Source organism: Williamsia herbipolensis (assembly GCF_036153515.1).
Classification (GTDB): domain Bacteria; phylum Actinomycetota; class Actinomycetes; order Mycobacteriales; family Mycobacteriaceae; genus Williamsia_A; species Williamsia_A herbipolensis.
The window spans coordinates 1,499,146-1,525,700 of record NZ_CP108021.1 but is presented as its reverse complement, the minus strand read 5'-3'; the positions used below and the strand labels follow the sequence as shown (position 1 = coordinate 1,525,700).

Sequence of the window (26,555 nt, the reverse complement as noted above, 5' to 3'; positions counted from 1 at the left end):
TTGAGTACGAACAACTGAATATCGAGCACCACCATGAAACTTCCAGCACCAGCAAGGGCACATGCGCCCTCGCCCACCTCCGGAACGAAGGCCGGAGCCCCGAATCTCGACTCGCGGGGACGGACTGGGAGCAGACCTTCGAAACGAAAAGGAATGCCAGATGGCACGTGTTTCTGGTGTCGATCTCCCGCGCGAGAAGCGCTTGGAGATCGCACTGACCTACATCTACGGGGTGGGTCGTACCACTTCCAAGGAGATCTTGGCCGGCACCGGGCTCAGCCCGGACCTGCGCGCCAAGGACCTGACCGACGCCGATGTCGCGAAGCTTCGCGAGTACATCGAGGCCTCGGTGAAGGTCGAGGGTGACCTGCGTCGCGAGGTGCAGGGCGATATCCGTCGCAAGATCGAGATCGGCTGCTACCAGGGGATCCGGCATCGCCGCGGTCTGCCCGTCCGTGGACAGCGCACCAAGACCAACGCCCGCACCCGTAAGGGACCCAAGAAGACCATCGCCGGGAAGAAGAAGTAATGCCCCCCAAGTCACGTACCGCGGGCCCCAAGAAGGGCACGTCGCGTCGCCGCGAGAAGAAGAACGTCCCGCTCGGGCAGGCGCACATCAAGTCCACGTTCAACAACACGATCGTGTCGATCACCGACCCGGCCGGAAACGTCATCTCATGGGCGTCCTCGGGCCACGTCGGCTTCAAGGGTTCGCGTAAGAGCACCCCGTTCGCCGCGCAGCTCGCTGCCGAGAACGCTGCCCGCAAGGCCCAGGAGAACGGCGTCAAGAAGGTCGACGTCTTCGTGAAGGGCCCGGGTTCGGGCCGAGAGACCGCGATCCGTTCGCTTCAGGCCGCCGGCCTCGAGGTGGGCACGATCTCCGACGTCACCCCCGCCCCCCACAACGGCTGCCGCCCGCCCAAGCGGCGCCGCGTCTAAGCGGGAAAGGTTAAGGAAAAACAATGGCTCGCTATACCGGACCCGCAACCAAGAAGTCGCGCCGTCTGCGCGTCGACCTCATCGGCGGAGACCAGGCATTCGAACGTCGCCCCTACCCGCCGGGCCAGCACGGCCGCGCGCGCATCAAGGAGAGCGAATACCTGATGCAGCTGCAGGAGAAGCAGAAGGCCCGCTTCACCTACGGCGTGATGGAGAAGCAGTTCCGTCGCTACTACGAAGAGGCCAACCGTCGCAACGGCAAGACCGGTGACGAGTTGCTCGCCATCCTCGAGACCCGTCTCGACAACGTCGTGTACCGTGCGGGCCTCGCGCGGACCCGTCGTCAGGCGCGTCAGATGGTCACCCACGGCCACCTCACCGTCAACGGTGTGAAGGTCGACGTGCCCAGCTACCGGGTGTCGCAGTACGACATCGTCGACGTCCGCCCGAAGTCGCTGCAGACCGTGCCGTTCCAGATCGCCCGCGAGATCCAGGGCGATCGGGTGGTGCCGGGCTGGCTGCAGGTCGTCCCGTCGACGCTGCGGATCCTGGTGCACTCGGTTCCGTCGCGTGCGCAGATCGACGTGCCGCTCACCGAGCAGCTCATCGTCGAGTACTACTCGAAGTAACACGAGGTCGGAGACCTCACCGTTTGCAACAGGTCGGTTCGACCTGACCCGCCGGGCGGCACACCGCCGCCCGGCATCCGCGAGGGCGTCATATAGCGGTCGTCCACACAGGAGGAAACACCCATGCTCATCTCACAGCGACCCACACTCTCCGAGGAGATCGTCGCCGAGGATCGCTCGAAGTTCGTCATCGAGCCCCTCGAGCCCGGTTTCGGCTACACCCTCGGTAACTCGCTGCGGCGCACGCTGCTGTCGTCGATCCCCGGCGCAGCGGTCACCAGCATCCGCATCGACGGTGTGCTCCACGAGTTCACCACCGTCCCCGGGGTCAAGGAGGATGTCACCGACATCATCCTCAACCTCAAGGGCCTCGTGGTGAGCTCCGAAGAGGACGAGCCGGTCACCATGTACGTGCGCAAGCAGGGACCGGGTGCTGTCACCGGTGCCGACATCGTGCCCCCGGCCGGTGTCACCGTGCACAACCCCGATCTGCACATCGCGACCCTGAACGACAAGGGCAAGCTCGAGGTCGAGCTCGTCGTCGAGCGTGGTCGTGGTTACGTCCCCGCCGTGCAGAACAAGGCGTCCGGCGCCGAGATCGGCCGCATCCCGGTCGACTCGATCTACTCGCCGGTCCTCAAGGTGACCTACAAGGTCGAGGCCACCCGTGTCGAGCAGCGCACCGACTTCGACCGTCTGGTGCTCGACGTGGAGACCAAGAACTCCATCACCGCACGGGATGCGCTGGCCTCGGCCGGCAAGACCCTGGTGGAGCTGTTCGGTCTGGCTCGCGAGCTCAACGTCGAGGCGGAGGGCATCGAGATCGGCCCGTCGCCCGCCGAGGCCGACCACATCGCGTCGTTCAGCCTCCCGATCGAGGATCTGGAGCTGACCGTCCGGTCGTACAACTGCCTCAAGCGTGAGGGTGTGCACACCGTGGGTGAGCTCGTCGCCCGCACCGAGTCCGACCTCCTGGACATCCGCAACTTCGGTCAGAAGTCGATCGACGAGGTGAAGGTCAAGCTGCACGCGCTCGGCCTCGCACTCAAGGACAGCCCGGCCAGCTTCGATCCGTCGCAGGTCGCCGGATACGACGCCGCCACCGGCACCTGGTCGGATCCCGCCGCCTTCGGCGACGCGGACTCCGGCGAAGACTACGCAGAGACCGAGCAGCTCTAACCCACTTTTCTCGGTCTGCGCGTGACGCGCGGAGACCGGACCTACAGGAGATATCAATGCCCAAGCCCACAAAGGGGCGCCGCCTCGGCGGTTCGGCCTCGCACCAGAAGGCGATGCTGGCCAACCTGGCCACGTCGCTCTTCGAGCACGAGCGGATCACCACCACGGAGTCGAAGGCCAAGCGTCTGCGTCCGTACGCGGAGAAGCTGATCACCCACGCGAAGGCGGGCAACCTGGCCCACCGTCGCGAGGTGCTCAAGGACATCCGTGACAAGGACGTCGTCCACAAGCTGTTCGCCGAGATCGGTCCGTCGTTCGCCGAGCGTGAGGGCGGCTACACCCGCATCATCAAGACACTGCCGCGCAAGGGCGACAACGCCCCCATGGCCGTGATCGAGCTCGTCACCGGCGCCACCGCGTCGAGTGAGGCCAGCCGCGCGACCCGTGTGGCCGCGTCGCAGAAGGCCGCGACCCCGGCTGCCGAGGCCGCCGAGGCCGCTGCCGCCGACGACAACAACGTGGTGGCACAGGTCGAGGCCGACGCCGACGACGCGGCGGTCGAGAACGCCGACGCCGTCGCCGAGGGCACCACCGAGGAGTCGTGGGCCGAGAGCGCCGCGGAGATCCAGGACGGCAAGGCTGCTGACGAGAAGTCGGACGAGAAAACTGCCGACGACAAGTGAGCTGATCGCTCACACATGATGTATCCCGACGAACCCGCCGTTGACATGGTCAGCGGCGGGTTCGTCGTCGGCGCTGCAGCCGATCGCCTCCGACTGCGATTCGACATCGGTTACGACGGAACCGATTTCGCGGGGTGGGCGCGCCAGCCCGGTCAGCGCACGGTGTGCGGTGAGATCGAGGCGGTGCTGTCGGTGATCCTGCGCGAACCCGTCGTGTTGACCGTGGCCGGCCGCACCGACGCCGGCGTCCACGCGACCGGACAGGTCGCGCACTGCGACGTCGCGGCGGCCGCGCTCGACACCCGATCTCTGCAGAACGACCCGGCACAGCTGGTCCGCCGCACCGCCCGCATGTTGCCCGCCGACGTCCGCATCAAGGCCGCCGCGGTGGTGTCGACCGACTTCGACGCCCGATTCGCGGCCCTGCGCCGGCACTACCGGTACCGACTGACCGATGCCGCGTGGGGCGCCGAGCCGGTGGCCGCGCGCGACACCGCCACGTGGTCGCGTCAGCTCGACGTGTCGGCGATGAACGACGCCAGTGCGACGTTGATCGGCCTGCACGATTTCGCGGCGTTCTGCAAACGCCGCGACGGCGCCACCACCGTCCGTGACCTGCAACGGTTCTCGTGGAGCCGAGACGAGGCCGGCATCGCCGTCGCCGAGGTCAGCGCCGATGCCTTCTGCTGGTCGATGGTGCGTTCGCTCGTCGGGGCCGTCGCCACCGTCGGAGAGGGCAGGCGTTCGGTGCAATGGTGTGCGGGTCTGCTCGAGGAGACCTCGCGTGCGAGCGCGGTACCGGTGGCCCCGGCGTGCGGTCTGACGTTGGTCGGGGTCGACTACCCGCCGCCGGATCAGTGGGCGGCGCGCGGCGCGGTCACCCGTGACGTCCGCGACGCCGTCGGGTGCTGCGGCGATGCGCGAGGCGACGACGTCCGGTCAGAGTGACCCGGTCAGGGGCGTAGCACCAGACCGTGGGCGTCGCGGGTGCCGCCGGAGAGCATCGTGATGGAGTCGACGAGCGTCCAGGTGGCCAGTCCCAGGAGGGCGTAGACGCCCAGCGGGTAGGTCAGCGCGAGATACCAGGCCAGGATCAGGCTGAGCAGCTGCGAGACCCCGATCACCATGTGCCCCAGGTAGAACCGACCCGCACCGAAACCGCCGAGCGTGAGCTGCAGGAGTCCCGCGGTGCGCTTCGACCGCGACGACAGCGGCGTGCCGGTCGCCGGATCCCGTCCCCACGGGGCCCAGGGGTCGTCGACACCGGCCAGCCCGGGCAGCGCATAACCACTCGAGCTACGCGGAGCCCGTGGCGGGAACTCCGGGCTGTCCCACCACGGATCCCAGTCGATCTCGTCCCTGTCGGCGTCGCGATCGCTCATGTCGCGCTGCGCTCGTCGGCCATCGCGTCGAGCACCGCCATCTGGACCGCGACGCCGCCGGTGAGGTCGTCGTCGACGGGACCCTGCGCCAGCAGGCGGCTCCACTCGTTCGAGTCGTGCACCATCGGCGTGGTCCCGGCGATGAACGCCTCCACCGCGGATACGAATCGATCGGGATCATCGTGGTACGGGAAATGGCCTGCGCCCTCAAAGGTCTCGAGCAGGGAGTGCGGCATCGCCGAGTGCGCGAGAAGCGCGTGCTCGTATGGGATCACGGTGTCGGCGGTGCCCCACACCAGGAGCACCGGCAACCGCTCGGTGAGGTAGCACCGGTCGAGCATGGTGACGACCTGTCCACGCCAGTCGACCACCGCGCGCAGCGTGCGCATGAACGCGGCGTGCGCGGTCGGGTCGACGAGACCGTTGACGATCCGCATCACCTCGGTCGCGTCGTGCAGTTGTGACCGCACCGCGGTGGGTGCGGGCAGCGTTTGTACGCGGGCGACGACGGCCCCGAGGAGGGCGAGGCGTCCCACCGCCTGCGCGGCCGGCAACAGTCCGGGCATGCGCAGCCCGGCTATCACCTGGTGTACGCCGGGCAGGGCGAGAACCCGCAGGAGGGGACTGACGTCGCGGGTCACGCCGCCCGCGGCGACCAGGACGAGTCGCTCCACCAGGTCAGGGAACTGGTAACAGAACTGCATCGCGACACCACCGCCGAGAGAGTGCCCGATCACCGTCACCCGACGCACCCCCAGCACCGACATCAGATCGCGCATGCCGTTGGCGTAGGCGGCGACCGAGTAATCGGCGCGGGGCTTGTCCGAGAGACCGTGGCCGAGCAGATCGGGTGCGATGACGGTGAAGTGCGGCGCGAGCAGGTCGATCACCTCGGTCCAGGCCGAGGAGTTGTCGCCGATGCCGTGGATGAGCAGGACCGCCGGACCGCTGCCCGCGGTGCGGTAGGCGCGGCGGTAGCCGTGGATCGTGCGGTATTCGACCCGCTGTGTCTGCGCCCGCGTCGGGACCGGACGCAGCGGCGACCGCCGCTTGCGCGTCACGATTCGGTTCCTGGGCTGCATCGACGACCTCTCGGGTGTGGAGCACGTGGTGTTCGGGCGTGGAGCACGTGTGTGCGGCGGGGTGTTTCGAGTAAACCGCAGGTTCGGCCACTTCGCCGACCCATGCGTCGTTTCGGCTCCGATGGACACGCGGTGAACTCCCGATGGTCGGGCGGTGAAACCGCTCTCGCGGCCCGGGGAGTGCGTGTGGGCGTGCGTATCGTCGGTGGACGTGAACCCGTTCGACGTGGACTCCTTCCTGGCGACGGGCGGCCTGATCGGCCTGTGCGTCCTGGTGTTCTTCGAGACCGGGTTGCTCATCGGGTTCGTCTTCCCCGGTGACTCGCTGCTGTTCACCGCCGGCATCCTCGCCGCCGCGCCCGATCCGTATGCCCCGCTGTGGCTGCCGTGCGTGGTGGTGCCGATCGCGGCGGCTCTGGGCGATCAGTGCGGCTTCTTCATCGGTCGCCGGCTCGGCGAGGGCGTGATGCAGGGCCGGGTCATGCGGTTCATCGGGCCCGAACCCGTCGACCGCACCCGTCGCTTCTTCGACCGGTACGGCGCCCTGACCGTGTTCTTCGGTCGCTTCATCGGCGTCGTGCGCACGCTCGTCCCCCTCCTGGCCGGGTTCACCGGCATGCGGTGGGCGGCGTTCACCGTGTTCAGCGTGCTCGGGAGCGCGTTCTGGGGTGCGGGCATCATCGTGCTCGGCTACCTGCTCGGCAACGTCTCGTTCATCGCCGACAACATCGACTGGATGATCCTGGCCTCGGCCTGCACCGTGGTCATCCCGCTGTCGGCTCATCTCGTCCGCCGCGCCGTGCTGCGTCGCCGCGCACGCCGTGCCGATGCCTCGTCGTCGCAGTCGACGCCCGGCGAAGCGGCCGACGTCACCGTCGACGCCGGCCGCTGACCTCTCCGTCGAGCCGCTAGCGCAGGTAGGGCTCCGCGCGTCGCAGGTTGGTCGCCGAGAAATCGTCGGCCACCGTGGCGGCCAACTCGACGAACGCCCGGTGGGCGCCCTTGCCCAACAGGTCCAGATCGACCTCGGCGCCCTCGGCCAGGTGGTCGTCGAACGGGATCGACTGCACCGCCCGGCAGCGGGTGAGGAAGTGCTGGCTCAGCTGGTTGGTGTCGATCGTCGACGCACCCGAGCGCGACGAGCTCAGCACCACGACCGCGCGGCTGACGAGGTGGCCGTAACCGTGGGCCTGCAACCAGTCGAGGGTGGCCCCGGCACTGCGCGCACCGTCGATGGCCGGCGAACTCACCAGGATCAGCGCGTTGGCGAGGTCGAGGACGCCGTTCATCGCCGAATGGCTCAGTCCTGTACCGCAATCGGTGATGATGATGTTGTAGAAGCGCTGCAACACCTTCATCACGCCGCGGTAGTCGTCCTCGCTGAACGCCTCGGCGACCGCGGGGTCGCGTTCGGAGGCGAGCACCTCGAGGCGGCTCGGCGCCTGCGAGGTGTGTGCGCGCACGTCGCTGTAGCGGTAGATCGAGTTGTCGGCGAGCAGATCGCGCACCGTCGACCGTGTCTGCTGCGGGATGCGTTGCGCCAGTGTTCCCAGGTCGGGGTTGGCGTCGACCGCGATCACGCGATCGCCGCGCAGCGACGCGAACACCGAACCGAGACCCACGGTGGTCGTCGTCTTGCCGACACCGCCCTTGAGCGACAGCACCGCGATCCGGTAATCGCCGCGCACCGGGCGGTTGACCCGCTCGATGAGCTGGTTGTGGATGAGATCGTCGGGGGAGTCACCCGGGTTGATCGCACCCGCCGACATCCGGTGCACCGCACGACGCCATCCGCTGTTCGGCGCGCGCCGCGCCTTGCGCAGCAGCGCGACCTGATCGAGGGACGCGGTGCCGTTCGCGGGCGGGTACGGGCCGTCGCCGGGAGTGGTGTGGGTGAAGCCGGGCTGGCCGTATCCGGACGGAGCGGGCTGGCCGTGACCGTTCGGGTGATGATCGGTCTGCGGCGCGCCGTACCCGTTGGGCGCGTAACCGGGTGGGGCGTACCCCGGCGGGGGACCGGAGGGTGCGAAGCCTCCCGGCGCGGCGAAGGGATCCGACGCCGGACTGATCGGGGGCGGCCCACCGTTCGTCACCGGTGGTGCGGGCCACGGGTTGGCGGGTGGCTCGGGCGCCGGACCCTGCTGGGGTGCCTCGAACTGTCGGGGCGACTCGAACTGCTGTGGCGGCCCCGACCGGGGCTGGGGATCGAACTGCTGCGGCGGGCTCTGGTAGGGCGCGGGCCCGTCGAACTGCTGCGAACCGTGGGGCGGGGCCGGGTCGAACCGGGGTTGCCCACCGAACTGCGGGGGCGCGCCCTGGAACGGCGGCGGCCCGTCGAACGGCGCCGGGGCACCGAACTGCTGCGGTGCCTCGAACTGCTGCGGTGCCTCGAACTGCTGGGGCGTCTCGAACTGCTGCGGTCCACCGAACTGCGCAGGGGGTCCCTGGAACGGTGGTGGCCCGTCCTGGTGCGGGGGTCCGTCGAACTGCTGCGGCGGCCCCGCGAACTGCGGGGGCGCGAAGGGCTGGCCCCACGGTGCGGGTGGCGTCTGCGCGGTTTGCCGGTCGGCGTCGGGTGCGGCCCACGGCGGCGGGGTCGACGGCGGCTGGGTCGGTGCCCCCGGCGGGGGGCCGAAGCCCTGCGCCGGCGCGACAGCCGGATCGGGCTGCGGGGGAGCAGTGCCCTCGGTGGGCCCCCCGTCGTGACGGTCGTGGCCGCCGGGCACCTGCGGCTGCGGCGCCGGTGTGGTGACCCACCGCGTCGCGTCGGCGACGTCGTCGTCGGTGCGCGCATCCTGGGCGGGTGCGGGGTCGGGCGACCCGGCCAGCCACGAGGGCGGCGGGGGTCGGTGACCGGTGCCGCGCCCCACCGCGGCCGCCGCGTCGGCGTCGTCGTTCGGTTCGTGATCGGTGTGACGCCCGGCGGCGCGTGCGGCCGGGTCATCGGTATCGGCGTCATCCCGCGGCGGCTGCTGCAGCCACGGCGGGGTCGACGAGATAGCACTCTTGTCGTAGCTCAACGGACATCCCCTAAGTCGTGCGGTCATCGGCGACGCCGCCGTCGGCTTCGACGACCGCGTCGCACGGTTCCTCCCCTGCCCGTACCGCGAAGCGTGCTCCGCGTACAGGCGACCGCCAGTTTACTACCGCACACCCTCGGTGTAGTGAGACAGGTCGTCGCGCGGCAGTAGGGTCATCCCATGTCGCGGCGGCCACCACGGGCGGGCGCGTCCGCTGTGCGCAGGAGGGACGTCGATGTCGGCAGAGGGTTCGAAGAAGGCGATCGTGGCGGCGCTGGCCGCCAACGCCGGGATCGCGGTCGCGAAGTTCGTGGGTTTCGCCGTCACGGGCTCGTCGTCGATGCTCGCCGAGGCGGTGCACTCCGTGGCCGACACGTCCAACCAGGGACTGCTCCTGCTCGGACAGCGCGAGGCCGCCAAGAAGGCCGATCGGCTGCACCCCTTCGGATACGGCCGCAGTCGCTACTTCTACTCGTTCGTCGTGGCGATGGTGCTGTTCACCCTCGGCTCGCTGTTCGCGATCTACGAGGGGTACGAGAAGATCGTGCACCCGCACGAACTCGAGTCGCCGATCGTGGCCGTCATCATCCTGGCGGTCGCGATCTGTCTGGAGGGCTACAGCTTTCGGACCGCCTTCGGTGAATCGAAGCCGCTGAAGGGCTCGGCGTCGTGGTGGCGGTTCATCCGCAACTCCCGCAATCCCGAGCTGCCGGTGGTCCTGCTCGAGGACACCGGCGCGCTCATCGGCCTCGCGTTCGCCCTCGGCGGTGTCGGGCTCGCGACGCTGACCGGTGACCCGGTCTGGGACGGCATCGGGACCCTCGCCATCGGCATCCTGCTGGGCGTCATCGCGGTCATCCTCATCGTCGAGATGCACAGCCTGCTCATCGGCGAGGGCGCCACCGCCGCCGACGAGACCGCGCTGTTCGCGGCGTTGGAGGCCGAACCCGGCATCGATCGCGTCATCCACATGAAGACGCAGTACCTCGGCCCCGACGAGTTGCTCGTCGCGGCCAAGCTGGGCATCCCCGCCGGGGCGACCGCGGTGACCATCGCCGACACCATCAACTCCGCCGAGGCGCGCATCCGGTCATCGCTGCCGATCGCGCGCGTTATCTATCTGGAACCCGATATCGACCGCGGAAACTGACACCGCGAGGGCTCGGCATGGCAGTGTCGTCGACACCATGTCCCGTCCGTTTCGCACCCTTCTCGCTCGCACTACCGTCAGGAGATCGTCGTGACGCGATCGCAGTCCTCCCAGCCGTCGCGGTCACTGCGACACTCCCTCACCCGGACCAAGTCGGTCGAGCAGTCCATGGCCGACACCGACGAACCCGGTTCGCAGCTGAAGAAGAGTCTTTCGTGGTGGGACCTCACCGTCTTCGGTGTCTCGGTCGTCATCGGAGCCGGCATCTTCACCATCACCGCGTCGACCGCGGGCGACAAGGCCGGGCCCGCCATCTCCGTCTCGTTCATCATGGCCGCGATCGCCTGCGGTCTCGCCGCGCTCTGCTACGCGGAGTTCGCCTCGACGGTGCCGGTCGCCGGATCGGCCTACACCTTCGGCTACGCGACGTTCGGTGAGTTCCTCGCCTGGATCCTCGGCTGGGACCTGATCCTCGAGTTCGCCGTCGGCGCGGCCGTGGTGTCGAAGGGGTGGTCGAGCTACCTCGGCACGGTGTTCGGATTCTCCGGGGGCACCGCCGAGATCGGTGGACTCGACGTCGACTGGGGCGCACTGCTGATCGTCGTGGCCATCACCGCGCTGTTGGTGCTGGGCACGAAGTTGTCGTCGGGCGTCAGCGCGGTCATCACCGCGATCAAGGTCACCGTGGTCCTGCTGGTGATCGTCGTCGGCTTCTTCTACATCAAGACCTCGAACTACGGCCCGTTCATCCCGAAGTCCGAGCCGACCGAGAGCGGCGGGAGTTCGGTCGAGTCGACCCTGTTCTCGCTCATGACCGGCGGCGGCGACTCCAACTACGGTTGGTACGGACTGCTCGCCGCGGCGTCGATCGTGTTCTTCGCCTTCATCGGCTTCGACGTGGTCGCGACCACGGCCGAGGAGACCAAGGACCCCAAGCGCGACGTGCCGCGCGGCATCCTGTTCTCGCTGGGCATCGTCACCGTCCTGTACGTCCTCGTGACGATCGTGGTCACCGGCATGGTCAGCTACAAGGACCTCGCGACGTCGGCCGGCAACGGTGAGGCCAAGAACCTCGCCTACGCATTCGGCCTGAACGGCATCACCTGGGCCGAGAAGGCGATCTCGATCGGTGCCCTGGCGGGTCTCACGACAGTGGTCATGGTCCTGATGCTCGGCCAGTCGCGGGTGCTGTTCGCGATGGCCCGTGACGGTCTGCTGCCGCGTGGTCTGTCGAAGACCAGCAAGTTCGGTACGCCGGCGCGCATTCAGCTCATCGTCGGTGGCGTGGTCGCGGTCGTCGCGGCGTTCTTCCCGATCAACAAGCTCGAGGAGATGGTCAACGTCGGCACGCTGTTCGCGTTCGTCGTCGTCGCCGCGGGCGTCCTCGTGCTGCGACGCACACGACCGGACCTGTCGCGCGGCTTCACCGTGCCGTGGATGCCGGTCATCCCGATCCTCGCGATCGTGTCGTGTGTCTGGCTGATGCTGAACCTCTCGGCGCTCACCTGGATCCGTTTCGTCATCTGGATGGTGATCGGTGTCGCGTTCTATTTCCTCTACAGCCGACGGCATTCGATGGTCGGCCGGCGCGAGCGGGGAGAGGTGGCGTCGGTCGACTCGCAGGCGCTGTCGAAGTCGCCTCCGGTCTGATCGGTCCGGGCTCGGCTCGGCCGGGCGGTCGCGCGGACAGCGGCCCGCGGTTGTGGGGATTCACAGGGCCGTCGGCCGTCCGCGGTCATCATCACCGGCGAATCCGGTCGTTCACCGGCCGTTTTTCGCGCTTGAGCGGCGAGTTCGTTAGCCTCATACGTGACACTCGGGCCCGACCGGTCCGATCGCCAACCAGGAGTGATAGATGACATCGGTGCAGACAAGCCTCAGTGCGGACAATCTCGGCGGGATCGACTTCAAGGTCGCGGACCTGTCGCTCGCCGCGTACGGCCGGCTGGAGATCGACCTCGCCGAGGCCGAGATGCCCGGCCTGATGGAGCTGCGTCGTGAATACGCCGATGTGCAGCCGCTCAAGGGTGCCCGCATCTCCGGGTCGCTGCACATGACCACGCAGACCGCGGTGCTGATCGAGACGCTGACCTCGCTCGGCGCCGAGGTGCGCTGGGCGTCGTGCAACATCTTCTCCACCCAGGACCACGCCGCCGCGGCCATCGTCGTCGGCCCGCACGGCACCCCTGAGGAGCCCAAGGGCATCCCGGTGTTCGCGTGGAAGGGCGAGAGTCTGGAGGAGTACTGGTGGTGCGCCGAGCAGATGCTCACCTGGCCGAGCGAGCCCTGCAACATGATCCTCGACGACGGTGGCGACGCCACCATGATGGTCCTGCGCGGCGCGCAGTTCGAGAAGGCCGGCGTCGTCCCGCCGGTCGAGGACAACGACTCCGCCGAGTACACGATCTTCCTCAACCAGCTGCGTGAGCGCTTCGAGACCGACAAGACCAAGTGGTCGACCATCGCGGAGTCCGTCAAGGGTGTCACCGAGGAGACCACCACCGGCGTGCTGCGCCTGTACCAGTTCGCCGCCGCCGGCGAGCTCGCGTTCCCGGCGATCAACGTCAACGACTCGGTCACCAAGAGCAAGTTCGACAACAAGTACGGCACCCGCCACTCGCTGATCGACGGCATCAACCGCGCCACCGACGTCCTCATCGGCGGCAAGAAGGTCCTCATCGCCGGCTACGGCGACGTGGGCAAGGGCTGCGCCGAGTCGCTCGCCGGCCAGGGCGCCCGCGTCCAGGTCACCGAGATCGACCCGATCAACGCTCTGCAGGCGCTCATGGACGGCTACGACGTCGTCACCGTCGAGGACGCCATCGGCAAGGCCGACATCGTGATCACCTCCACCGGCAACCTGGGCATCATCACCCTCGATCACATGCGCCAGATGAAGGACAAGGCGATCCTGGGCAACATCGGCCACTTCGACAACGAGATCGACATGGCCGGCCTCGAGAGCTCCGGCGCCAAGCGCGTCGTGGTGAAGCCGCAGGTCGATCAGTGGATCTTCGACAACGGCAAGTCGATCATCGTGCTCTCGGAAGGTCGTCTGCTCAACCTCGGCAACGCCACCGGTCACCCGTCGTTCGTGATGAGCAACAGCTTCTCGAACCAGGTCATCGCGCAGATCGAGGTCTGGACCAAGAACGACGAGTACGACAACGAGGTCTACCGCCTCCCCAAGCACCTCGACGAGAAGGTCGCCAAGATCCACGTCGAGGCACTCGGTGGCACGCTCACCAAGCTCACCAAGGAGCAGGCCGAGTACATCAACGTCGACGTCGAGGGCCCGTACAAGCCGGACCACTACCGGTACTGAGTCACCCCGGCGCGGCCTGAACACCGCTCCCGCGACACGAATCCGCTCCCGCGACTGTGCTCACAGTCGCGGGAGCGTTTCGTTGTCGCAGGAGTACGAGATCAGGCCGGGGTCGAGGCCGACGTGCAGGCGTTGTCGCGCACGCCCGCGATGATGGCCTCCAGACGGTCACGGGTCGCGAGGCGTTCGTCGATCTCGGCGGACAGCCGTGCGTGGGCCGTCGCGAGCAGCGACAGCGTGGTCGGGGTGGTGGTGCCCGTGTGGACGCACGGCAGCATCGCGCCGATGTCGCGCGTGGGCACCCCCGCGTCGATGAGGCAGCGGATCATGGCGACCCTCGGTGTGGTGTCGGGGGCGAACACCCGGTGGCCACCGTCGGTACGCCGCGAGCAGATCAACTGCTGCTCCTCGTAGTACCGCAGTGACCGCACCGACGCGCCCGTCGTCGCGGCCAGTTCTCCGATCCGCATCGTCGCCTCCTGTGACACACGTCTCCACGCGAGGCCTTGAACCTCACATCGATGTCAGATCGTACGGTCGAATCATGGAACTCACCACCGCCACAGTCCTCGTCACCGGTTCGAACCGAGGGATCGGACGATCCCTCGTCCGCGCTCTCCTCGACGTCGGTGCGCCCCGCGTCTACGCGACGTCACGATCGGGCGAGGTGCCGATCGACGACGACCGCGTCGTCCCGCTGGTCCTCGACGTCACCGATCCCGCGTCGGTGGAGGCCGCCGCGAGTGTCGCCGACGACGTCGACATCGTCGTGAACAACGCGGGCGTCACCAGCGGCCAGTCGCTGCTCACCGGAGACCTCGACGTCATGCGTCGCGAGATGGACACCAACCACTGGGGCCCGTTGATCGTCACCCGCGCGTTCGCGCCCACCCTGGCCCGACGTGGGGGTGGTGTCGTGGTCACCCTCACCTCGGCCCTGGCGCTGGCGACCTACCCCGGCGCGGGCTCGTACTCGGCGTCGAAGGCGGCGGCCTGGTCCACCGCGGACGGTCTGCGGATCGAGCTGGCGACGCAGGGCACCCGGGTGCTCACGGCCTTCCTCGGCGCCACCGACACCGACATGATGGCCGGCTACGACATCCCCATGAACGACCCGGCCGACGTCGCGACGGCCGTTCTCCGGGCCATCGAGGCGGGCGACGACGAGGTGTTCGCCGACGACACGAGTGTGACCGCGAAGGCGCTGCTCTCGGCGTCGGTGTCCGAGCGCTACCCGTTCCTCGTGCGGGGTACCGAGCAGGGGGCGACGTCTACTCGGTGAGGAGGTCGTCGGCGATGGCGAGCGCGCCTGCGTTGTCGACCACCGTCCACGGCGACATCCAGTCACGCTGTGCCAGAGCGCGATACAGCTCGTCGACGCGGTTCTGCAGTGAGCCGTCGCGTTCGTAGGCGTCGCGGGCGCGCGACGAGTCCAGGTCGGCGCGTGAGCGTGCGCGACCCATCGCGACCTCGGCGGTGACGTCGATGAGCAGATGGTGGTCGGGGACGGGCAGACCGAACCGGTGGTACTCGACCTCGGCCACCCAGGCGACGGCCTCCCCGTCGGCGTCCTGCTCGCACCGCGCGGCGGTGTAGGCGGCGTTCGAGGCGACATAACGGTCGAGGAGCAGGACGTCGCACCCGGCGAGACGTTCCCGGATCAGCCCGGCGGCGCCGCGTCGGTCGAGGGCGAACAGCATCGCCATCGCGTAGGGGCTCGACCGTAGGTCGCCGTGCTCGCCGTGCAACGCCTCCGCGGCGATGTCGGCGTGGACCGACTCCCCGTAGCGGGGGAACGCCATCGTCGCCACGCGGTGACCCGTCGCGGTCCACCGTTGGGTCAACCCGTCGACAAGCGTGCGCTTGCCGGCGCCGTCGAGCCCTTCCACCGCGATGAGAACTCCCACACCGCCGATGCTAGCCAGCCGCACACGGCAATTGCGCTCATCTGCACACGGGCGCGCCGTCGGCGACGTGTGGCGATGTGCCGGTCAGAGGACCGGTGGGCGTCGGCGCGCCACCCGCCGGTTCACCGGTCGCAATGTCACCATGGGTGTCATGAAGCCCAGGATTCTCGTCGTCGACGACGACGCGGCGCTCGCCGAGATGCTCACGATCGTGCTGCGCGGTGAGGGCTTCGAACCGTTCGTCGTCGGTGACGGCACCCAGGCGCTGGCCGCGGTCCGCGAGATCCGGCCCGATCTGGTGCTGCTCGACCTGATGTTGCCCGGGATGAACGGCATCGATGTGTGCCGCGTCCTGCGCGCCGATTCCGGCGTCCCCATCGTGATGCTCACCGCGAAGAGCGACACCGTGGATGTCGTCCTCGGCCTCGAATCCGGCGCCGACGACTACATGGTGAAGCCGTTCAAGCCGAAGGAACTCGTCGCCCGCGTGCGCGCCCGGCTGCGCCGCACCGACGACGAGCCCGCCGAACTGCTGTCCATCGGCCCGATCGAGATCGACGTCCCCGCACACAAGGTGACCCGTGACGGCAACCCGATCTCGTTGACGCCGTTGGAGTTCGACCTGCTGGTCGCGCTCGCCCGCAAACCCCGCCAGGTGTTCACCCGCGACGTGCTCCTCGAGCAGGTCTGGGGCTACCGGCATCCCGCCGACACCCGGTTGGTCAACGTCCACGTCCAGCGCCTGCGCGCCAAGGTCGAGCTCGACCCGGAGAATCCCGAGGTCGTGCTCACGGTGAGGGGGGTCGGCTACAAGGCCGGCCCGCCGTGATCCGTACGCACCCCTCCCGACCGGCCCGCATGGGGCGCGGCCGTCGCCGCATCAACCCGACCTTCCCGCGTTTCCTGCGCCGGTGGTCGGCGGCCGGCCGGGTCACCGGACGTCTCTGGCGTCGATCGCTGCAGCTGCGGGTGGTCGTGTCGACCATGGTGCTCTCGCTCGTGGTCCTGCTGATCCTGGGTTTCGTGCTGACCAGCCAGATCACCGACCGGCTGCTCGAACAGAAACTGCGGGCGGCCACCGAGGAGATCGACCGGGCCCGCACCTCGGTCGAACGCGACCTCGCCGGCGGCGACACCAACGCCTCGATCACCAACCGGCTGCAGCAGACCCGGTCGATCCTCACCGACCGCGACGTCGGCACCACCCCGGCGTCGGGAGTGGTCGGCACCTTCGACACCGTCCTGCTGGTGCCCGCCGGTCCCCAGGACTCGGCGTCGGTCGGCCCGGCCGACGAGATCCCCGACAACCTGCGCGCCATGGTCCGCGGCGGTCGCATCGCCTATCGGTACTCCTCGGTCGCCGAGAACGGCGGCAAACGGTCACCCGCGCTCATCATCGGTACACCGACGGCGACCGGTGTGGCCGGGCTCGAGCTGTACCTGGTGTTCCCCCTGACCAACGAGGAGAGCACCGTCTCGCTGGTCCGCGGCACCCTGTTCACCGGCGGTCTGGTGCTGATCGTGTTGCTGGCGGCCATCGCCATGCTGGTGTCGCGGCAGGTGGTGATCCCGGTCCGGTCGGCGTCGCGGATCGCGGTGCGGTTCGCCGACGGTCGACTCAAAGAGCGCATGCCGGTGCGCGGCGAGGACGACATGGCCCGGCTGGCGATGTCGTTCAACGACATGGCCGAGAGCCTGTCCAAGCAGATCAGCAGCCTCGAGGAGTTCGGCGGACTGCAACGGCAGTTCACCTCCGACGTCAGCCACGAACTGCGCACCCCGCTCACCACCGTGCGGATGGCCGCCGACGTCCTCTACGAGTCGCGCGACGACCTCGACCCGGTGAACAAGCGGTCGGTGGAGCTGATGAACAGCGAGCTCGACCGCTTCGAGACGCTGCTCGGTGAACTCCTCGAGATCTCCCGCCACGACGCCGGCGTCGCCGAACTGGCCGCCGAGAAGATCCCCATGAGCATCCCCATCGACGGTGCGCTCGCCACCGTCCGGCACCTCGCCGCCGACACCGACACCCCGTTGGTCCTCGATCTGCCCACCGAACCGGTGATGGCCGAGATCGATCCGCGCCGTGTGGAACGCATCCTGCGCAACCTGCTGGCCAACGCCATCGATCACGGTGAACAGAAGCCCGTGACGCTCACGATGCGCAGCGACGGCGACGCGGTGGCGATCACCGTCCGCGACCGCGGCATCGGTCTGCGGCCCGGTGAGGAGAAGCTCGTCTTCAACCGGTTCTGGCGTTCGGACCCCTCGCGTTTCCGTCGATCCGGCGGCACCGGGCTGGGCCTGGCCATCAGCATCGAGGACGCGCGCCTGCACAACGGTCGACTGGAGGCGTGGGGCGAACCGGGCGCCGGCGCCAGCTTCCGGCTGACGCTGCCTTTGGTGCGCGGGCACAAGGTGCTGGGAAGTCCGTTGCCGCTCAAGCCCCTCGGTGCACGGAAGGCCACCGGCCGTGAGTGATGCCCCACGACGTCGGCGTCGCACGCCGATCGCCGCGCTGGCTGCGATCTGCGTCGCGGTGACCGTGAGCGCCGGATGCGTGTCGATCCCGACCAGTTCGAGCCCGCAGCCGATCGGCACGCTGCCCAGCCGGGCACCGGCGGTGTCGGTGCCGAGCCCGGTACCCGGGATGAGCCCTGAGGCCCTGGTCCGCGACTTCCTCAAGGCCTCGGCGAACCCCGGTTCGGGTCACCTGGCGGCCCGGCAGTACCTGACGGCGTCGGCGTCGGACAACTGGGACGACCGTGGTGGCTCGCTGATCCTCGATTCCATCAGCGTGTTGACCGACGGCCGCACCGACGACACCTTCACCGCGCGACTGATCGCCGACAACACCGGCGTCCTGCAGCCCAACGGTCATCTCATCCCCGCCACCGGCAAGGTGGAGTCGCGTCTGACCATGCGACTGGTCAACGGGCAGTGGCGAATCGACGGTCAGCTTCCCGCCGGGGCGATGGTCGACCGCACCCAGTTCGTGTCGAGCTACCGCGCCCGCAACGTCTACTTCCCGTCGGTGTCGGGTGACCGGCTCGTCGCCGATCCGCGGTGGCTGTACTCCACCGGCAACGACGTCAGCGACCAGCTGGTCGACATGCTGATCTCCGGCCCCTCCGATGAGCTGTCCCGCGCGGTCGACTCCGCCTTCGGATCCGCGGCGGCACTGCGCGGATCGATCGAGACCCTCGGATCCGGCGGCAAGCGGTTGCAGCTGACCGGGGTGAGCTCGCTGTCCGACCGCGACCGCACCCTGCTCGCCGCGCAGGTCGTCTGGACCCTCGATCGCGCCGACGTCCCCGGTCCCTATGTCATCGACGCCGACGGCGCGCCGCTCAACGAGCGGTACTCGTCGGGCTGGACCACCGGCGACGTCGCGTCGCTCGATCCCTCGGGCACCGCGCAGTCCTCGGTGGGCCTCATGGTCATCCGGTCGGGATCGCTCGATCGCGTGACGGGCACCGGTCTCACCCCTGTCGAGGGACCGCTCGGTACCTCCGGCGCCGTTCTCTCGGCGTCGGTGTCGTCGGACGGCAAGCGTGTCGCGGCCGTCACCCGCGGCGCCGCGGGCGGGCCGGCGATGCAGCTGCAACTCGGCGATCTCGGGGCGACACCGGTGACGGTGGCGTCGGGACGCACGATCTCGCGGCCGTCGTTCGGTCCCGACGACGACACGGTGTGGGCCGTCGTCGACGGCCGCCTGCAGCGGTGGTCGCGGGACGCCACCGGTGCCCTGCAGGCGCCGAAGCTCGTCGACACCGGCGCACTGTCGCTCGTGGCGCGTGGCGACATCACCGAGGTCCAGGTGTCGCGCGACGGTGCTCGCGCCGCCGTGATCGTGGGCGGCACACCGATTCTCGCCGTCATCTCGACCACCGGCGCCGACACGCAGGCGCTGACCGGTGCGCGCGACGCCGCGTTCAACATCGGGGGCCAGGCCGTCTCCCTCGACTGGGTGTCGGGTGACACCGTCGTCGTGGCACGAGGCACCACCGACTCGCCGATCGTGCAGGTGAGCGTCGACGGGACGCCTGCGGTCGGTCTGCTCAGCGGCAACCTGACCCCGCCGGTCACGGCGGTGGTGGGGGATCGTTCGACGCTCTACGCCGCCGACAGCCGCGGCGTCCTGCGACTCGGCAGCACCGACGGTCAACCCGACCAGTACTGGAACGAGGTCGCCCCGACGATGGGGTCGCAGGCCATCCCGGTCCTGCCCCAGTGATCGCTCTCGTCGGTGTCGTCGCGCGCGGTACCGTCCGCGTGTGAGCAGCCCCGCGCCCCGCGTCATGGTGATCGGGTTCGACCCGTACCGGGTCGGCGGATCGTGGGATCCCGAGCCGGTCGCGCAGGGGATCGAGGCCGGTCTGGCCGCGTTCGCCGAGCACGGTGTCGCGGTGACGACGTGCCTGTTCGGTCTCGACGGCAGCGACGACATCGAGGCGGTGGTGACCGAGGCGCTCCGGGCCCACCCGTTCGAGTGCGTCACCATCGGCGGGGGACTGCGACACTCCGACGACCACGTCGAGCTGCTCGGACTCGTGGTGGATCTCGTTCGGCGCCACGCCCCTTCCGCGGCGATCGCCTTCAACAGCGGCCCCGCGACGACCTACGAGGCCGCGGCCCGCTGGATCGTGTGACCCGACGACGTCCTGGACGCATCTGTGCACAACCCCCGGCGCCGGCGGCCGACGGCAGAGGGCCGCCGGATCGGCGCGACGAGGATCGAGCCATGTCGCGATGGTCCACCTGGCTCGCCGGTGGCCGCGCGGTCGCCCACGCCGCCGCCGATCTCGCGGTGCCGCTGCACTGCGGCGGCTGCTCGCGCCCGGGCACGCGATGGTGCGACCGGTGCGAGGCGACCCTGCGCGACGATCCGGTCGCACTGACCCCGCGCGTACCGCCGCCGGTGAGCACCTGGGCCGTCGGCCGCTACGTCGGACCGTGTCGAGGCGCTGTCCTGGCGCTCAAGGAACACGGCCGGGGTGACCTGGTGCCGATCCTCGGCGCGGCCGTGGCGCGCGATCTCGTCCGGCTGGCGGTGTGGTCGGAACTGCCACACACGACCGGTTCGCTCATCCTGGTGCCGGCACCGACGCGCTGGTGGGCGGCGCGTCGCCGCGGCGGCGATCCGGTGACCGCCATCGCGCGGGCCGCGGCCGACCTCCTCGGCCCGCGGGTCGCCGTCGTCGGTGCGCTCCGCACGTCGATGTGGGCGCAGGACTCGGCAGGGCTGTCCGCGCGCGACCGCGTCGACAACCTCGCCCACGCGATCTCCCTCACCGCGCGTCGGGCCTCGCTCGCCCGGCTGCGTGCACCCGACACCGCCGTCGTCCTGCTCGACGACGTCCTCACCACCGGCGCCACCGCGACCGAATCGCTGCGGGTGCTCGCCGCGGCCGGCGTCGGGGTCCATGCGGTGCTCGTGATCGCCGGCGCCTGAGCCGGGTCCCGAGCCGAGCGGTGACTGCGCCCGAACGCGACATGTCCGGCGCGACACACCGCACGACACGCGGTGAGGTCAACGAAACGACATGAAAACTCGATGAAATGTTGACCCGCAAATCATGGCGACACCATGGCGCAGCGACTACGTTGAGGAATCACACTCGTCGACGTCACGCATCGTGCCGGCCGGTGTTCACGACCAGCCCACGCTGACGGCGTGGTGCACGTCGGCGGTGATCGAACACCATCGCCCGACCTGTGGAGGTGAGGCCGCTCCCCCCAGTAGTGTCGTTGCGATGCAATCGATCTCACGCCCGTTCGTGAGACGTCTGCGCGACCACGGAGGTCGGACACCGGCCCCGCCGAGCAGCGGCACCGACCCCGACCGTGGCCGACCGCGATCCCTTTCGGGCGACATCTCGTTCGCCCGAGTCGCGACGCCCGCGGAACACCCCAGACCAGGAGGTAACCGAGTGTCGACCGTGTTGAATACGACCCCCCGCGCAGGTATTGATGCGGCGCCCCGGGCGAGCAACCCCGCCCAGCGTCCCGTACCGACCCCCCGTGAGCCGTCCACCCCGCACACCCCGCCCCGCGCCGATCAGGTGCCCGCGGCCCCCGACCCCTTCGACCGCAGCTCGGCCTTCGTGTCCGCCGACCCTGACCACATCCCCGGTCAGCCGGTCGCGACCGTCACCGTCACCGGCCGCAACGTCGAGGTACCCGACCACTTCCGTGTGCACGTCGGCGACAAGCTCTCCCGCGTCGAGCGTTTCGACCCCACGATCTACGCCTTCGACGTCGAACTGCACCACGAGCGCAACCGCCGTCAGGCCAAGGTCTGCCAGCGCGTGGAGATCACCGTGCGGGGCAAGGGCCCCGTGGTGCGTGCCGAGGCGTGCTCGGAGAACTTCTACGCCGCCCTCGAATCCGCGGTCGACCGGCTGCAGTCGCGACTGCGACGCACCAAGGACCGCCGCCGCGTCCACCACGGCCTGCGCACCCCGGTGTCGGTGGCCGAGGCGACCGCCGACATCGAGACACTCGACCTCACCGACACCGCTGCCTCCGTCTCCACCGACCCCGCCGAGGCCGCAGATGGTGTCGCGACGGCCGACCACGCGCCGGGACAGGTCGTGCGCGTCAAGGAACACGAGGCGGTCCCGATGACCGTCGACGACGCGCTCTACGAGATGGAACTCGTCGGCCACGACTTCTTCCTGTTCCACGACAAGGAGAGCGACCGACCCTCGGTGGTCTACCGCCGCCACGCCTTCGACTACGGACTGATCCGTCTCGCCTAGCGGCGAGAAGCGCCAGCTCCGGCCTCCGGCCTTCGTGTCGGTCCGTCTGGCCTGAGCACCCCTGACACGCAGCCGCGGCGGTGAGAACCGTCGCGGCTGCGTCGTGCCGGGACCCCGTCAGTACCATGGTGGGGATCTGCGGCCGCGCCCGTCGGGGTGCGCGCGCAACCCACATACCCACACAGCCACGAAATTCGGACAGAGGGATCAACAGTGCTCAACAGGATGCTGCGAGTCGGCGAGGGCCGGATGGTCAAACGTCTGGACGCGATCGCGACACACGTCGAGTCGCTGTCCGACGAGATCGAGGCGCTCACCGACGCCGAACTGCGCGCCAAGACCGCGGAGTTCACCGAGCGCTACAGCGAGGGTGAGGCGCTCGACGACATGCTCTCCGAGGCGTTCGCCGTCGCCCGTGAGGCCGCCTGGCGCGTCCTCGGCCAGAAGCCGTTCCACGTCCAGATCATGGGCGGCGCGGCACTGCACTTCGGCAACATCGCCGAGATGAAGACCGGTGAGGGAAAGACCCTGACCTGTGTTCTCCCGGCCTACCTCAACGCTCTGACCGGTGCGGGCGTCCATGTCGTCACCACCAACGACTATCTCGCGAAGTTCCACGCCGAGTGGATGGGACGCGTGCACCGCTTCCTCGGCCTGCAGACCGAGGTCATCCTCACCGGCATGACGCCCGACCAGCGTCGCGAGGCCTACGCCGCCGACATCACCTACGGCACCAACAACGAGTTCGGGTTCGACTACCTGCGCGACAACATGGCGCACTCGTTGGCCGACCTGGTGCAGCGCGGCCACGCCTACGCCATCGTCGACGAGGTCGACTCGATCCTCATCGACGAGGCCCGCACCCCGCTGATCATCTCGGGCCCGGCCGACGGCTCGAGCAAGTGGTACACCGAGTTCGCGCGCATCGCGCCGCACCTCAAGAAGGACGTCCACTACGAGGTCGACATCCGCAAGAAGACCATCGGTGTGCACGAGGCCGGGGTCGAGTTCGTCGAGGACCAGCTCGGCATCGAGAACCTCTACGACGCGTCGAACTCGCTGCTCGTCAGCTACCTGAACAACGCGATCAAGGTCCAGGAGCTGTTCGAGCGCGACAAGGACTACATCGTCCGCAACGGCGAGGTCCTCATCGTCGACGAGTTCACCGGCCGTGTGCTCGACGGACGCCGGTTCAACGAGGGTCTGCACCAGGCGATCGAGGCCAAAGAGGGCGTCGAGATCAAGGCCGAGAACCAGACCCTGGCGACCATCACGCTGCAGAACTACTTCCGCATGTACGAGAAGTTGGCCGGCATGACCGGTACCGCGCAGACCGAGGCCGCCGAGCTCGACCAGATCTACAAGTTGGGTGTGCTGCCGATCCCGACCAACAAGCCGATGATCCGCGCCGACCAGACCGACCTCATCTACAAGACCGAGGAGGCGAAGTTCGCCGCGGTCGTCGACGACATCACCGAGCGGCACGAGAAGGGCCAGCCGGTCCTGATCGGTACCACCAGCGTCGAGCGGTCGGAGTACCTGGCGCGCCAGCTCACCAAGCGCGGCATCCCGCACACGGTCCTCAACGCGAAGTTCCACGAGCAGGAGGCGCAGATCATCGCCGAGGCCGGCCGGTCCGGCGCGGTCACCGTCGCCACCAACATGGCCGGTCGTGGCACCGACGTCGTGCTCGGCGGCAACCCCGACGTCATCGCCGACGTGCGTCTGCGCAAGCAGCGTCTCGACCCGGTGGAGACGCCGGAGGAGTACGAGGCGGCGTGGGACGAGGTCATCGAATCGGTGAAGGCCGAGGTCGCCGCCGACGCCGAGAAGGTCCGCGAGGCCGGTGGTCTCTACGTGCTGGGCACCGAGCGTCACGAGTCGCGCCGCATCGACAACCAGCTGCGCGGCCGTTCGGGTCGTCAGGGCGACCCGGGTGAGTCGCGGTTCTACCTGTCCCTCGGCGACGAGCTGATGCGTCGGTTCAACGGTGCCGCCCTCGAGTCGATCATGAACCGCGTCAACTTGCCCGACGACGTCCCGATCGAGGCGAAGATGGTCAGCAAGGCCATCCGCAGCGCGCAGACCCAGGTCGAGCAGCAGAACTTCGAGGTCCGCAAGAACGTCCTCAAGTACGACGAGGTGATGAACGAGCAGCGCAAGGTCATCTACGGCGAGCGCCGCACCATCCTCGAGGGCGAGGACCACCGCGAGCAGGTGCTGCGGATGATCGACGACGTGGTCTCGGCGTATGTCGCCGGTGCCACCGCCGTCGGATATGTCGAGGACTGGGATCTCGAGCAGCTGTGGACCGCGATGCGCACGCTGTACCCGATCGAGCTCGACTACAAGGAGATCGTCGGCGAGAACGAGTTCGGGGAGCGCGAGGACGTCTCGGCCGAGGAGCTGACCGAGAAGCTGGTCGCCGACGCGCGTGAGGCGTACGCCAAGCGTGAGGCCGAGATCGACGCGATGGCCGGCGAGGGTGCGATGCGTCAGCTCGAGCGGACCATCCTGCTCAGCGTCCTCGACCGCAAGTGGCGCGATCACCTGTACGAGATGGACTACCTGCGCGAGGGCATCCACCTGCGGTCGATGGCCCAGCGCGACCCGGTCGTGGAGTACCAGCGCGAGGGCTTCGACATGTTCTCCGGCATGCTCGAGGGCCTCAAGGAGGAGTCGGTGGGCTTCCTGTTCAACGTCGCGGTCGAGGCCGCGCCGTCCGAGCAGGCCCCGGCGCCGGCCGCCGCGCCCGTCGCCCCGCCGGTCGCCCCGCGCCCCCTGCCCACCGAGGAGGCGCAGAGCGCGGTCGCGATGACCAAGTCGGCGGCCCCCACGGCGCTGCGGGCACGCGGCTTCGACGACGAGCAGCAGGACCTGGTCTACACCGGTCCCGCCGAGGACGGCAGCACCCGTCAGATCGCGGACGGCGCCGACACAGCGGGCGTCTCGGCGAGTCGTCGCGAGCGTCGTGCCGCCGCACGGTCGGGGACCCGCACGGCCGGTACCAAGCCGCCGAAGGCGCGCAAGAAGCGCTGACGCCCTCCCGCATCACCGATCCGCTCCCGCGGACACCACCGGCGTCGCGGGAGCGGTGTCGTATGGCGGGACGGGTCCCGGCGTCAGACGGATCGGGTCAGCGGAGGGTCCCCACGGTGAGCAGCGGTTGTGCGGTCGTCGACCGGCAGGCGGTGTAGGCCGTGGTGCGGACGAAGACGGCGGCGCGATCGTCGGGAGGGTAGATCCGCAGACCGTCCGCGCGGACCGGGTCGCATCCACCGACCGCGCCGGCCTGCGCGATCCGCAGCGCGGCGCTCGCCGACCGGCCCGGGTCCACCGTCACCGTGGTCGCGGTCGAGCCGTCACGACGGGCGGCGGCGCCGAGCTGGGTGCCGTTGCCGTCGCCGACGAAGGAGACCCCGGGGTAGCCGGTCAGGGTGCACGTCGAGGACCCCGTGTTGGTCAGTGTGATCGTCGAGTGCGTTGCTCCGGCCGTGCCGCCGTCGGGGTCGGCGGTGACCGCGCCGGACAACTGGCCGGCGCGGCACGCCGCGTCGGGGCCGCCGCCGGGCGCGGTCGTGCCCCCGGCCTGGCCCGACCCTCCGCCCGGGTCCTCGGTCGATCGCGGCGGTGCCGCGGCCGTCGACGAGACGACCACGGTCGATGTGGTGGTCGTGGACGCGGTGTCGGATCCGGACGAGCAGCCGGCCACGACACCGATCGCCGCGATCGAGAGCGCGAGTGCGGGGGTCACACGTGCCTTCATGTGCGCGATGCTAACGAGAATTCCCGGCCCTTGCCGGAACCGTTGCCGCAGCCGCCGCGTCGTAAGAGGTGCGCGAACTCGACTCGTCGGCGGGAGACACCCTGCCGGTCGGCTCGCCACGGACGATGGGTGGGGCTCATGACGGATTCAGGCGGCGTCGCGGTGCGCGACCGGCAGGTCGGGACCGACACCGGATGGTTGATCGGCCCCATCCCGCAGTGCGAACCCGAGCCGCTGTCGGAGACACCGGTGACACGGCGGGCGGGAACCGCGCGCGTCGGTCGTCCGGCGACATCACCGCAGCGCCCGCCGGCTCCCGCGGTGGGCGCCCCGGTCGCCGACCGGGTGGACCCCTCGGCACGTGCGTTCGCCGTCTCCGCACTCACCCGCGTGCTCGAGGTCATCGACCGCCGCCGCCCCGTCGCCCACCTCGCGGCGGTGGCCGCGCCCCACATCGTCGATCAGGTGACGGCCCTGATGCACCGATCCGCCGCGTCGTCGGCGCCGGGCGGTCGGCGGCCGCCGACGGCGTCGCTCCTGCGGGTGCATCTGCAGTGGTCGGGTCCCGATGCCGCCGAGGTGACCGCGAGCTACAGCCGTGGCAACCGGGTCCACGCCGTCGCCGCGAGGGTGGCGCGGGTGCCGACGCGGATCCGTCCGACGGTCCCGGGCGGACCGCGCGTAACCGAGCTGCGGTGGACGTTGGTCAACGTCACCACCGTCTGAGCC

25 protein-coding genes are annotated in these 26,555 nt (G+C 69.3%); 19 read left to right on the top strand and 6 right to left on the bottom strand.

Annotation, left to right across the window (positions count from 1 at the left end; all coding sequences use genetic code 11):
- Positions 1-160: 160 nt before the first annotated feature.
- From rpsM to truA, 6 genes are all read left to right on the top strand, one after another.
- Positions 161-529 (top strand): 30S ribosomal protein S13, encoded by a 369-nt coding sequence (gene rpsM / locus OG579_RS07070; RefSeq protein ID WP_045823657.1) that lies wholly within the window; start codon positions 161-163, stop codon positions 527-529.
- Positions 529-939, top strand: coding sequence for a 30S ribosomal protein S11 (rpsK, locus tag OG579_RS07065; protein WP_045823656.1), 411 nt, complete (start codon positions 529-531; stop codon positions 937-939). Before rpsM ends, rpsK begins: the two co-directional genes overlap by 1 nt.
- Before the next feature lie 23 nt (positions 940-962).
- Positions 963-1,568 carry a 30S ribosomal protein S4 gene (gene rpsD / locus OG579_RS07060; protein ID WP_045823655.1) on the top strand — a complete coding sequence of 202 codons (606 nt, stop codon included), beginning with the start codon at positions 963-965 and terminating at the stop codon, positions 1,566-1,568.
- Positions 1,569-1,691: 123 nt separating this feature from the next.
- Positions 1,692-2,747 carry a DNA-directed RNA polymerase subunit alpha gene (locus tag OG579_RS07055; RefSeq protein WP_045823654.1) on the top strand — a complete coding sequence of 352 codons (1,056 nt, stop codon included), beginning with the start codon at positions 1,692-1,694 and terminating at the stop codon, positions 2,745-2,747.
- 56 nt (positions 2,748-2,803) lie between these two features.
- On the top strand, positions 2,804-3,430 hold the full coding sequence (gene rplQ / locus OG579_RS07050; protein ID WP_328858572.1) for a 50S ribosomal protein L17: 627 nt from the start codon (positions 2,804-2,806) through the stop codon (positions 3,428-3,430).
- Positions 3,431-3,475: 45 nt separating this feature from the next.
- Complete coding sequence (gene truA / locus OG579_RS07045) at positions 3,476-4,378, top strand: tRNA pseudouridine(38-40) synthase TruA (RefSeq protein WP_328859181.1); 903 nt, start codon at positions 3,476-3,478, stop codon at positions 4,376-4,378.
- Between the two features lie 5 nt (positions 4,379-4,383).
- Here the strand turns inward: truA and OG579_RS07040 are convergent, their stop codons facing one another.
- Both OG579_RS07040 and OG579_RS07035 read right to left on the bottom strand, forming a co-directional pair.
- Complete coding sequence (locus OG579_RS07040; RefSeq protein WP_328858571.1) at positions 4,384-4,812, bottom strand: TM2 domain-containing protein; 429 nt, start codon at positions 4,810-4,812, stop codon at positions 4,384-4,386.
- The gene (locus OG579_RS07035) at positions 4,809-5,873 is read right to left on the bottom strand and encodes an alpha/beta fold hydrolase (RefSeq protein ID WP_045823652.1); all 1,065 of its coding nucleotides are present in this window, start codon (positions 5,871-5,873) and stop codon (positions 4,809-4,811) included. Before OG579_RS07035 ends, OG579_RS07040 begins: the two co-directional genes overlap by 4 nt.
- 232 nt (positions 5,874-6,105) lie before the next feature.
- Here OG579_RS07035 and OG579_RS07030 point away from each other — a divergent pair, with 232 nt between their 5' ends.
- Positions 6,106-6,786 (top strand): DedA family protein, encoded by a 681-nt coding sequence (locus OG579_RS07030; protein ID WP_328858570.1) that lies wholly within the window; start codon positions 6,106-6,108, stop codon positions 6,784-6,786.
- A 16-nt stretch (positions 6,787-6,802) separates the two neighbouring features.
- On the opposite strand, the gene OG579_RS07025 is transcribed toward OG579_RS07030, so the two are convergent.
- Complete coding sequence (locus OG579_RS07025; protein WP_328858569.1) at positions 6,803-8,914, bottom strand: MinD/ParA family ATP-binding protein; 2,112 nt, start codon at positions 8,912-8,914, stop codon at positions 6,803-6,805.
- A gap of 235 nt (positions 8,915-9,149) precedes the next feature.
- On the opposite strand from OG579_RS07025, the gene OG579_RS07020 reads away from it, so the two are divergent.
- The 3 genes from OG579_RS07020 (at position 9,150) to ahcY (ending at position 13,389) form a co-directional block, all read left to right on the top strand.
- Positions 9,150-10,064 (top strand): cation diffusion facilitator family transporter, encoded by a 915-nt coding sequence (locus tag OG579_RS07020; protein ID WP_045823651.1) that lies wholly within the window; start codon positions 9,150-9,152, stop codon positions 10,062-10,064.
- A gap of 168 nt (positions 10,065-10,232) precedes the next feature.
- On the top strand, positions 10,233-11,714 hold the full coding sequence (locus tag OG579_RS07015; RefSeq protein WP_408068807.1) for an APC family permease: 1,482 nt from the start codon (positions 10,233-10,235) through the stop codon (positions 11,712-11,714).
- A gap of 205 nt (positions 11,715-11,919) precedes the next feature.
- Positions 11,920-13,389 carry an adenosylhomocysteinase gene (gene ahcY, locus OG579_RS07010; protein ID WP_045823650.1) on the top strand — a complete coding sequence of 490 codons (1,470 nt, stop codon included), beginning with the start codon at positions 11,920-11,922 and terminating at the stop codon, positions 13,387-13,389.
- Positions 13,390-13,490: 101 nt separating this feature from the next.
- Here the strand turns inward: ahcY and OG579_RS07005 are convergent, their stop codons facing one another.
- Positions 13,491-13,859 (bottom strand): MerR family transcriptional regulator, encoded by a 369-nt coding sequence (locus tag OG579_RS07005; protein WP_328858568.1) that lies wholly within the window; start codon positions 13,857-13,859, stop codon positions 13,491-13,493.
- 74 nt (positions 13,860-13,933) lie between these two features.
- Here OG579_RS07005 and OG579_RS07000 point away from each other — a divergent pair, with 74 nt between their 5' ends.
- Positions 13,934-14,671 carry an SDR family oxidoreductase gene (locus OG579_RS07000; RefSeq protein WP_328858567.1) on the top strand — a complete coding sequence of 246 codons (738 nt, stop codon included), beginning with the start codon at positions 13,934-13,936 and terminating at the stop codon, positions 14,669-14,671.
- Here the strand turns inward: OG579_RS07000 and OG579_RS06995 are convergent.
- Positions 14,661-15,296 (bottom strand): dTMP kinase, encoded by a 636-nt coding sequence (locus OG579_RS06995; RefSeq protein ID WP_045823649.1) that lies wholly within the window; start codon positions 15,294-15,296, stop codon positions 14,661-14,663. The genes OG579_RS07000 and OG579_RS06995 overlap by 11 nt on opposite strands.
- A 142-nt stretch (positions 15,297-15,438) precedes the next feature.
- On the opposite strand from OG579_RS06995, the gene mtrA reads away from it, so the two are divergent.
- The 7 genes from mtrA (at position 15,439) to secA (ending at position 25,099) form a co-directional block, all read left to right on the top strand.
- On the top strand, positions 15,439-16,125 hold the full coding sequence (gene mtrA / locus OG579_RS06990; RefSeq protein ID WP_203225470.1) for an MtrAB system response regulator MtrA: 687 nt from the start codon (positions 15,439-15,441) through the stop codon (positions 16,123-16,125).
- A gap of 29 nt (positions 16,126-16,154) precedes the next feature.
- Positions 16,155-17,777: an MtrAB system histidine kinase MtrB gene (mtrB, locus tag OG579_RS06985; RefSeq protein WP_045823648.1), complete on the top strand. Its 1,623-nt coding sequence runs from the start codon at positions 16,155-16,157 to the stop codon at positions 17,775-17,777.
- The gene (lpqB, locus tag OG579_RS06980; protein ID WP_328858566.1) at positions 17,770-19,533 is read left to right on the top strand and encodes an MtrAB system accessory lipoprotein LpqB; all 1,764 of its coding nucleotides are present in this window, start codon (positions 17,770-17,772) and stop codon (positions 19,531-19,533) included. Before mtrB ends, lpqB begins: the two co-directional genes overlap by 8 nt.
- Positions 19,534-19,573: 40 nt before the next feature.
- A complete protein-coding gene (locus OG579_RS06975) occupies positions 19,574-19,948 on the top strand; it encodes a hypothetical protein (protein WP_328858565.1) in 375 nt (124 codons plus the stop codon).
- Positions 19,949-20,040: 92 nt separating this feature from the next.
- Complete coding sequence (locus tag OG579_RS06970) at positions 20,041-20,751, top strand: ComF family protein (RefSeq protein ID WP_328858564.1); 711 nt, start codon at positions 20,041-20,043, stop codon at positions 20,749-20,751.
- A 610-nt stretch (positions 20,752-21,361) separates the two neighbouring features.
- Positions 21,362-22,060 (top strand): ribosome hibernation-promoting factor, HPF/YfiA family, encoded by a 699-nt coding sequence (gene hpf, locus OG579_RS06965; protein ID WP_052688952.1) that lies wholly within the window; start codon positions 21,362-21,364, stop codon positions 22,058-22,060.
- Positions 22,061-22,273: 213 nt separating this feature from the next.
- A complete protein-coding gene (gene secA, locus OG579_RS06960; protein ID WP_328858563.1) occupies positions 22,274-25,099 on the top strand; it encodes a preprotein translocase subunit SecA in 2,826 nt (941 codons plus the stop codon).
- Between the two features lie 97 nt (positions 25,100-25,196).
- On the opposite strand, the gene OG579_RS06955 is transcribed toward secA, so the two are convergent.
- Positions 25,197-25,826 carry a DUF4232 domain-containing protein gene (locus OG579_RS06955; RefSeq protein WP_328858562.1) on the bottom strand — a complete coding sequence of 210 codons (630 nt, stop codon included), beginning with the start codon at positions 25,824-25,826 and terminating at the stop codon, positions 25,197-25,199.
- A gap of 138 nt (positions 25,827-25,964) precedes the next feature.
- On the opposite strand from OG579_RS06955, the gene OG579_RS06950 reads away from it, so the two are divergent.
- Complete coding sequence (locus OG579_RS06950; RefSeq protein ID WP_328858561.1) at positions 25,965-26,552, top strand: Rv3235 family protein; 588 nt, start codon at positions 25,965-25,967, stop codon at positions 26,550-26,552.
- Positions 26,553-26,555 lie beyond the last annotated feature (3 nt).

Excerpts from the sequence above, each read along its gene's own strand:
- rpsM (WP_045823657.1), top strand. The coding sequence starts at position 161 with ATGGCACGTGTTTCTGGTGTCGATCTCCCGCGCGAGAAGCGCTTGGAG.
- rpsK (WP_045823656.1), top strand. The coding sequence starts at position 529 with ATGCCCCCCAAGTCACGTACCGCGGGCCCCAAGAAGGGCACGTCGCGT.
- rpsD (WP_045823655.1), top strand. The coding sequence starts at position 963 with ATGGCTCGCTATACCGGACCCGCAACCAAGAAGTCGCGCCGTCTGCGC.
- OG579_RS07055 (WP_045823654.1), top strand. The coding sequence starts at position 1,692 with ATGCTCATCTCACAGCGACCCACACTCTCCGAGGAGATCGTCGCCGAG.
- rplQ (WP_328858572.1), top strand. The coding sequence starts at position 2,804 with ATGCCCAAGCCCACAAAGGGGCGCCGCCTCGGCGGTTCGGCCTCGCAC.
- truA (WP_328859181.1), top strand. The coding sequence starts at position 3,476 with ATGGTCAGCGGCGGGTTCGTCGTCGGCGCTGCAGCCGATCGCCTCCGA.
- OG579_RS07040 (WP_328858571.1), bottom strand. The coding sequence starts at position 4,812 with ATGAGCGATCGCGACGCCGACAGGGACGAGATCGACTGGGATCCGTGG.
- OG579_RS07020 (WP_045823651.1), top strand. The coding sequence starts at position 9,150 with ATGTCGGCAGAGGGTTCGAAGAAGGCGATCGTGGCGGCGCTGGCCGCC.
- OG579_RS07015 (WP_408068807.1), top strand. The coding sequence starts at position 10,233 with ATGGCCGACACCGACGAACCCGGTTCGCAGCTGAAGAAGAGTCTTTCG.
- ahcY (WP_045823650.1), top strand. The coding sequence starts at position 11,920 with ATGACATCGGTGCAGACAAGCCTCAGTGCGGACAATCTCGGCGGGATC.
- OG579_RS07005 (WP_328858568.1), bottom strand. The coding sequence starts at position 13,859 with ATGCGGATCGGAGAACTGGCCGCGACGACGGGCGCGTCGGTGCGGTCA.
- OG579_RS07000 (WP_328858567.1), top strand. The coding sequence starts at position 13,934 with ATGGAACTCACCACCGCCACAGTCCTCGTCACCGGTTCGAACCGAGGG.
- mtrA (WP_203225470.1), top strand. The coding sequence starts at position 15,439 with ATGGGTGTCATGAAGCCCAGGATTCTCGTCGTCGACGACGACGCGGCG.
- mtrB (WP_045823648.1), top strand. The coding sequence starts at position 16,155 with ATGGGGCGCGGCCGTCGCCGCATCAACCCGACCTTCCCGCGTTTCCTG.
- OG579_RS06970 (WP_328858564.1), top strand. The coding sequence starts at position 20,041 with ATGTCGCGATGGTCCACCTGGCTCGCCGGTGGCCGCGCGGTCGCCCAC.
- OG579_RS06955 (WP_328858562.1), bottom strand. The coding sequence starts at position 25,826 with ATGAAGGCACGTGTGACCCCCGCACTCGCGCTCTCGATCGCGGCGATC.
- OG579_RS06950 (WP_328858561.1), top strand. The coding sequence starts at position 25,965 with ATGACGGATTCAGGCGGCGTCGCGGTGCGCGACCGGCAGGTCGGGACC.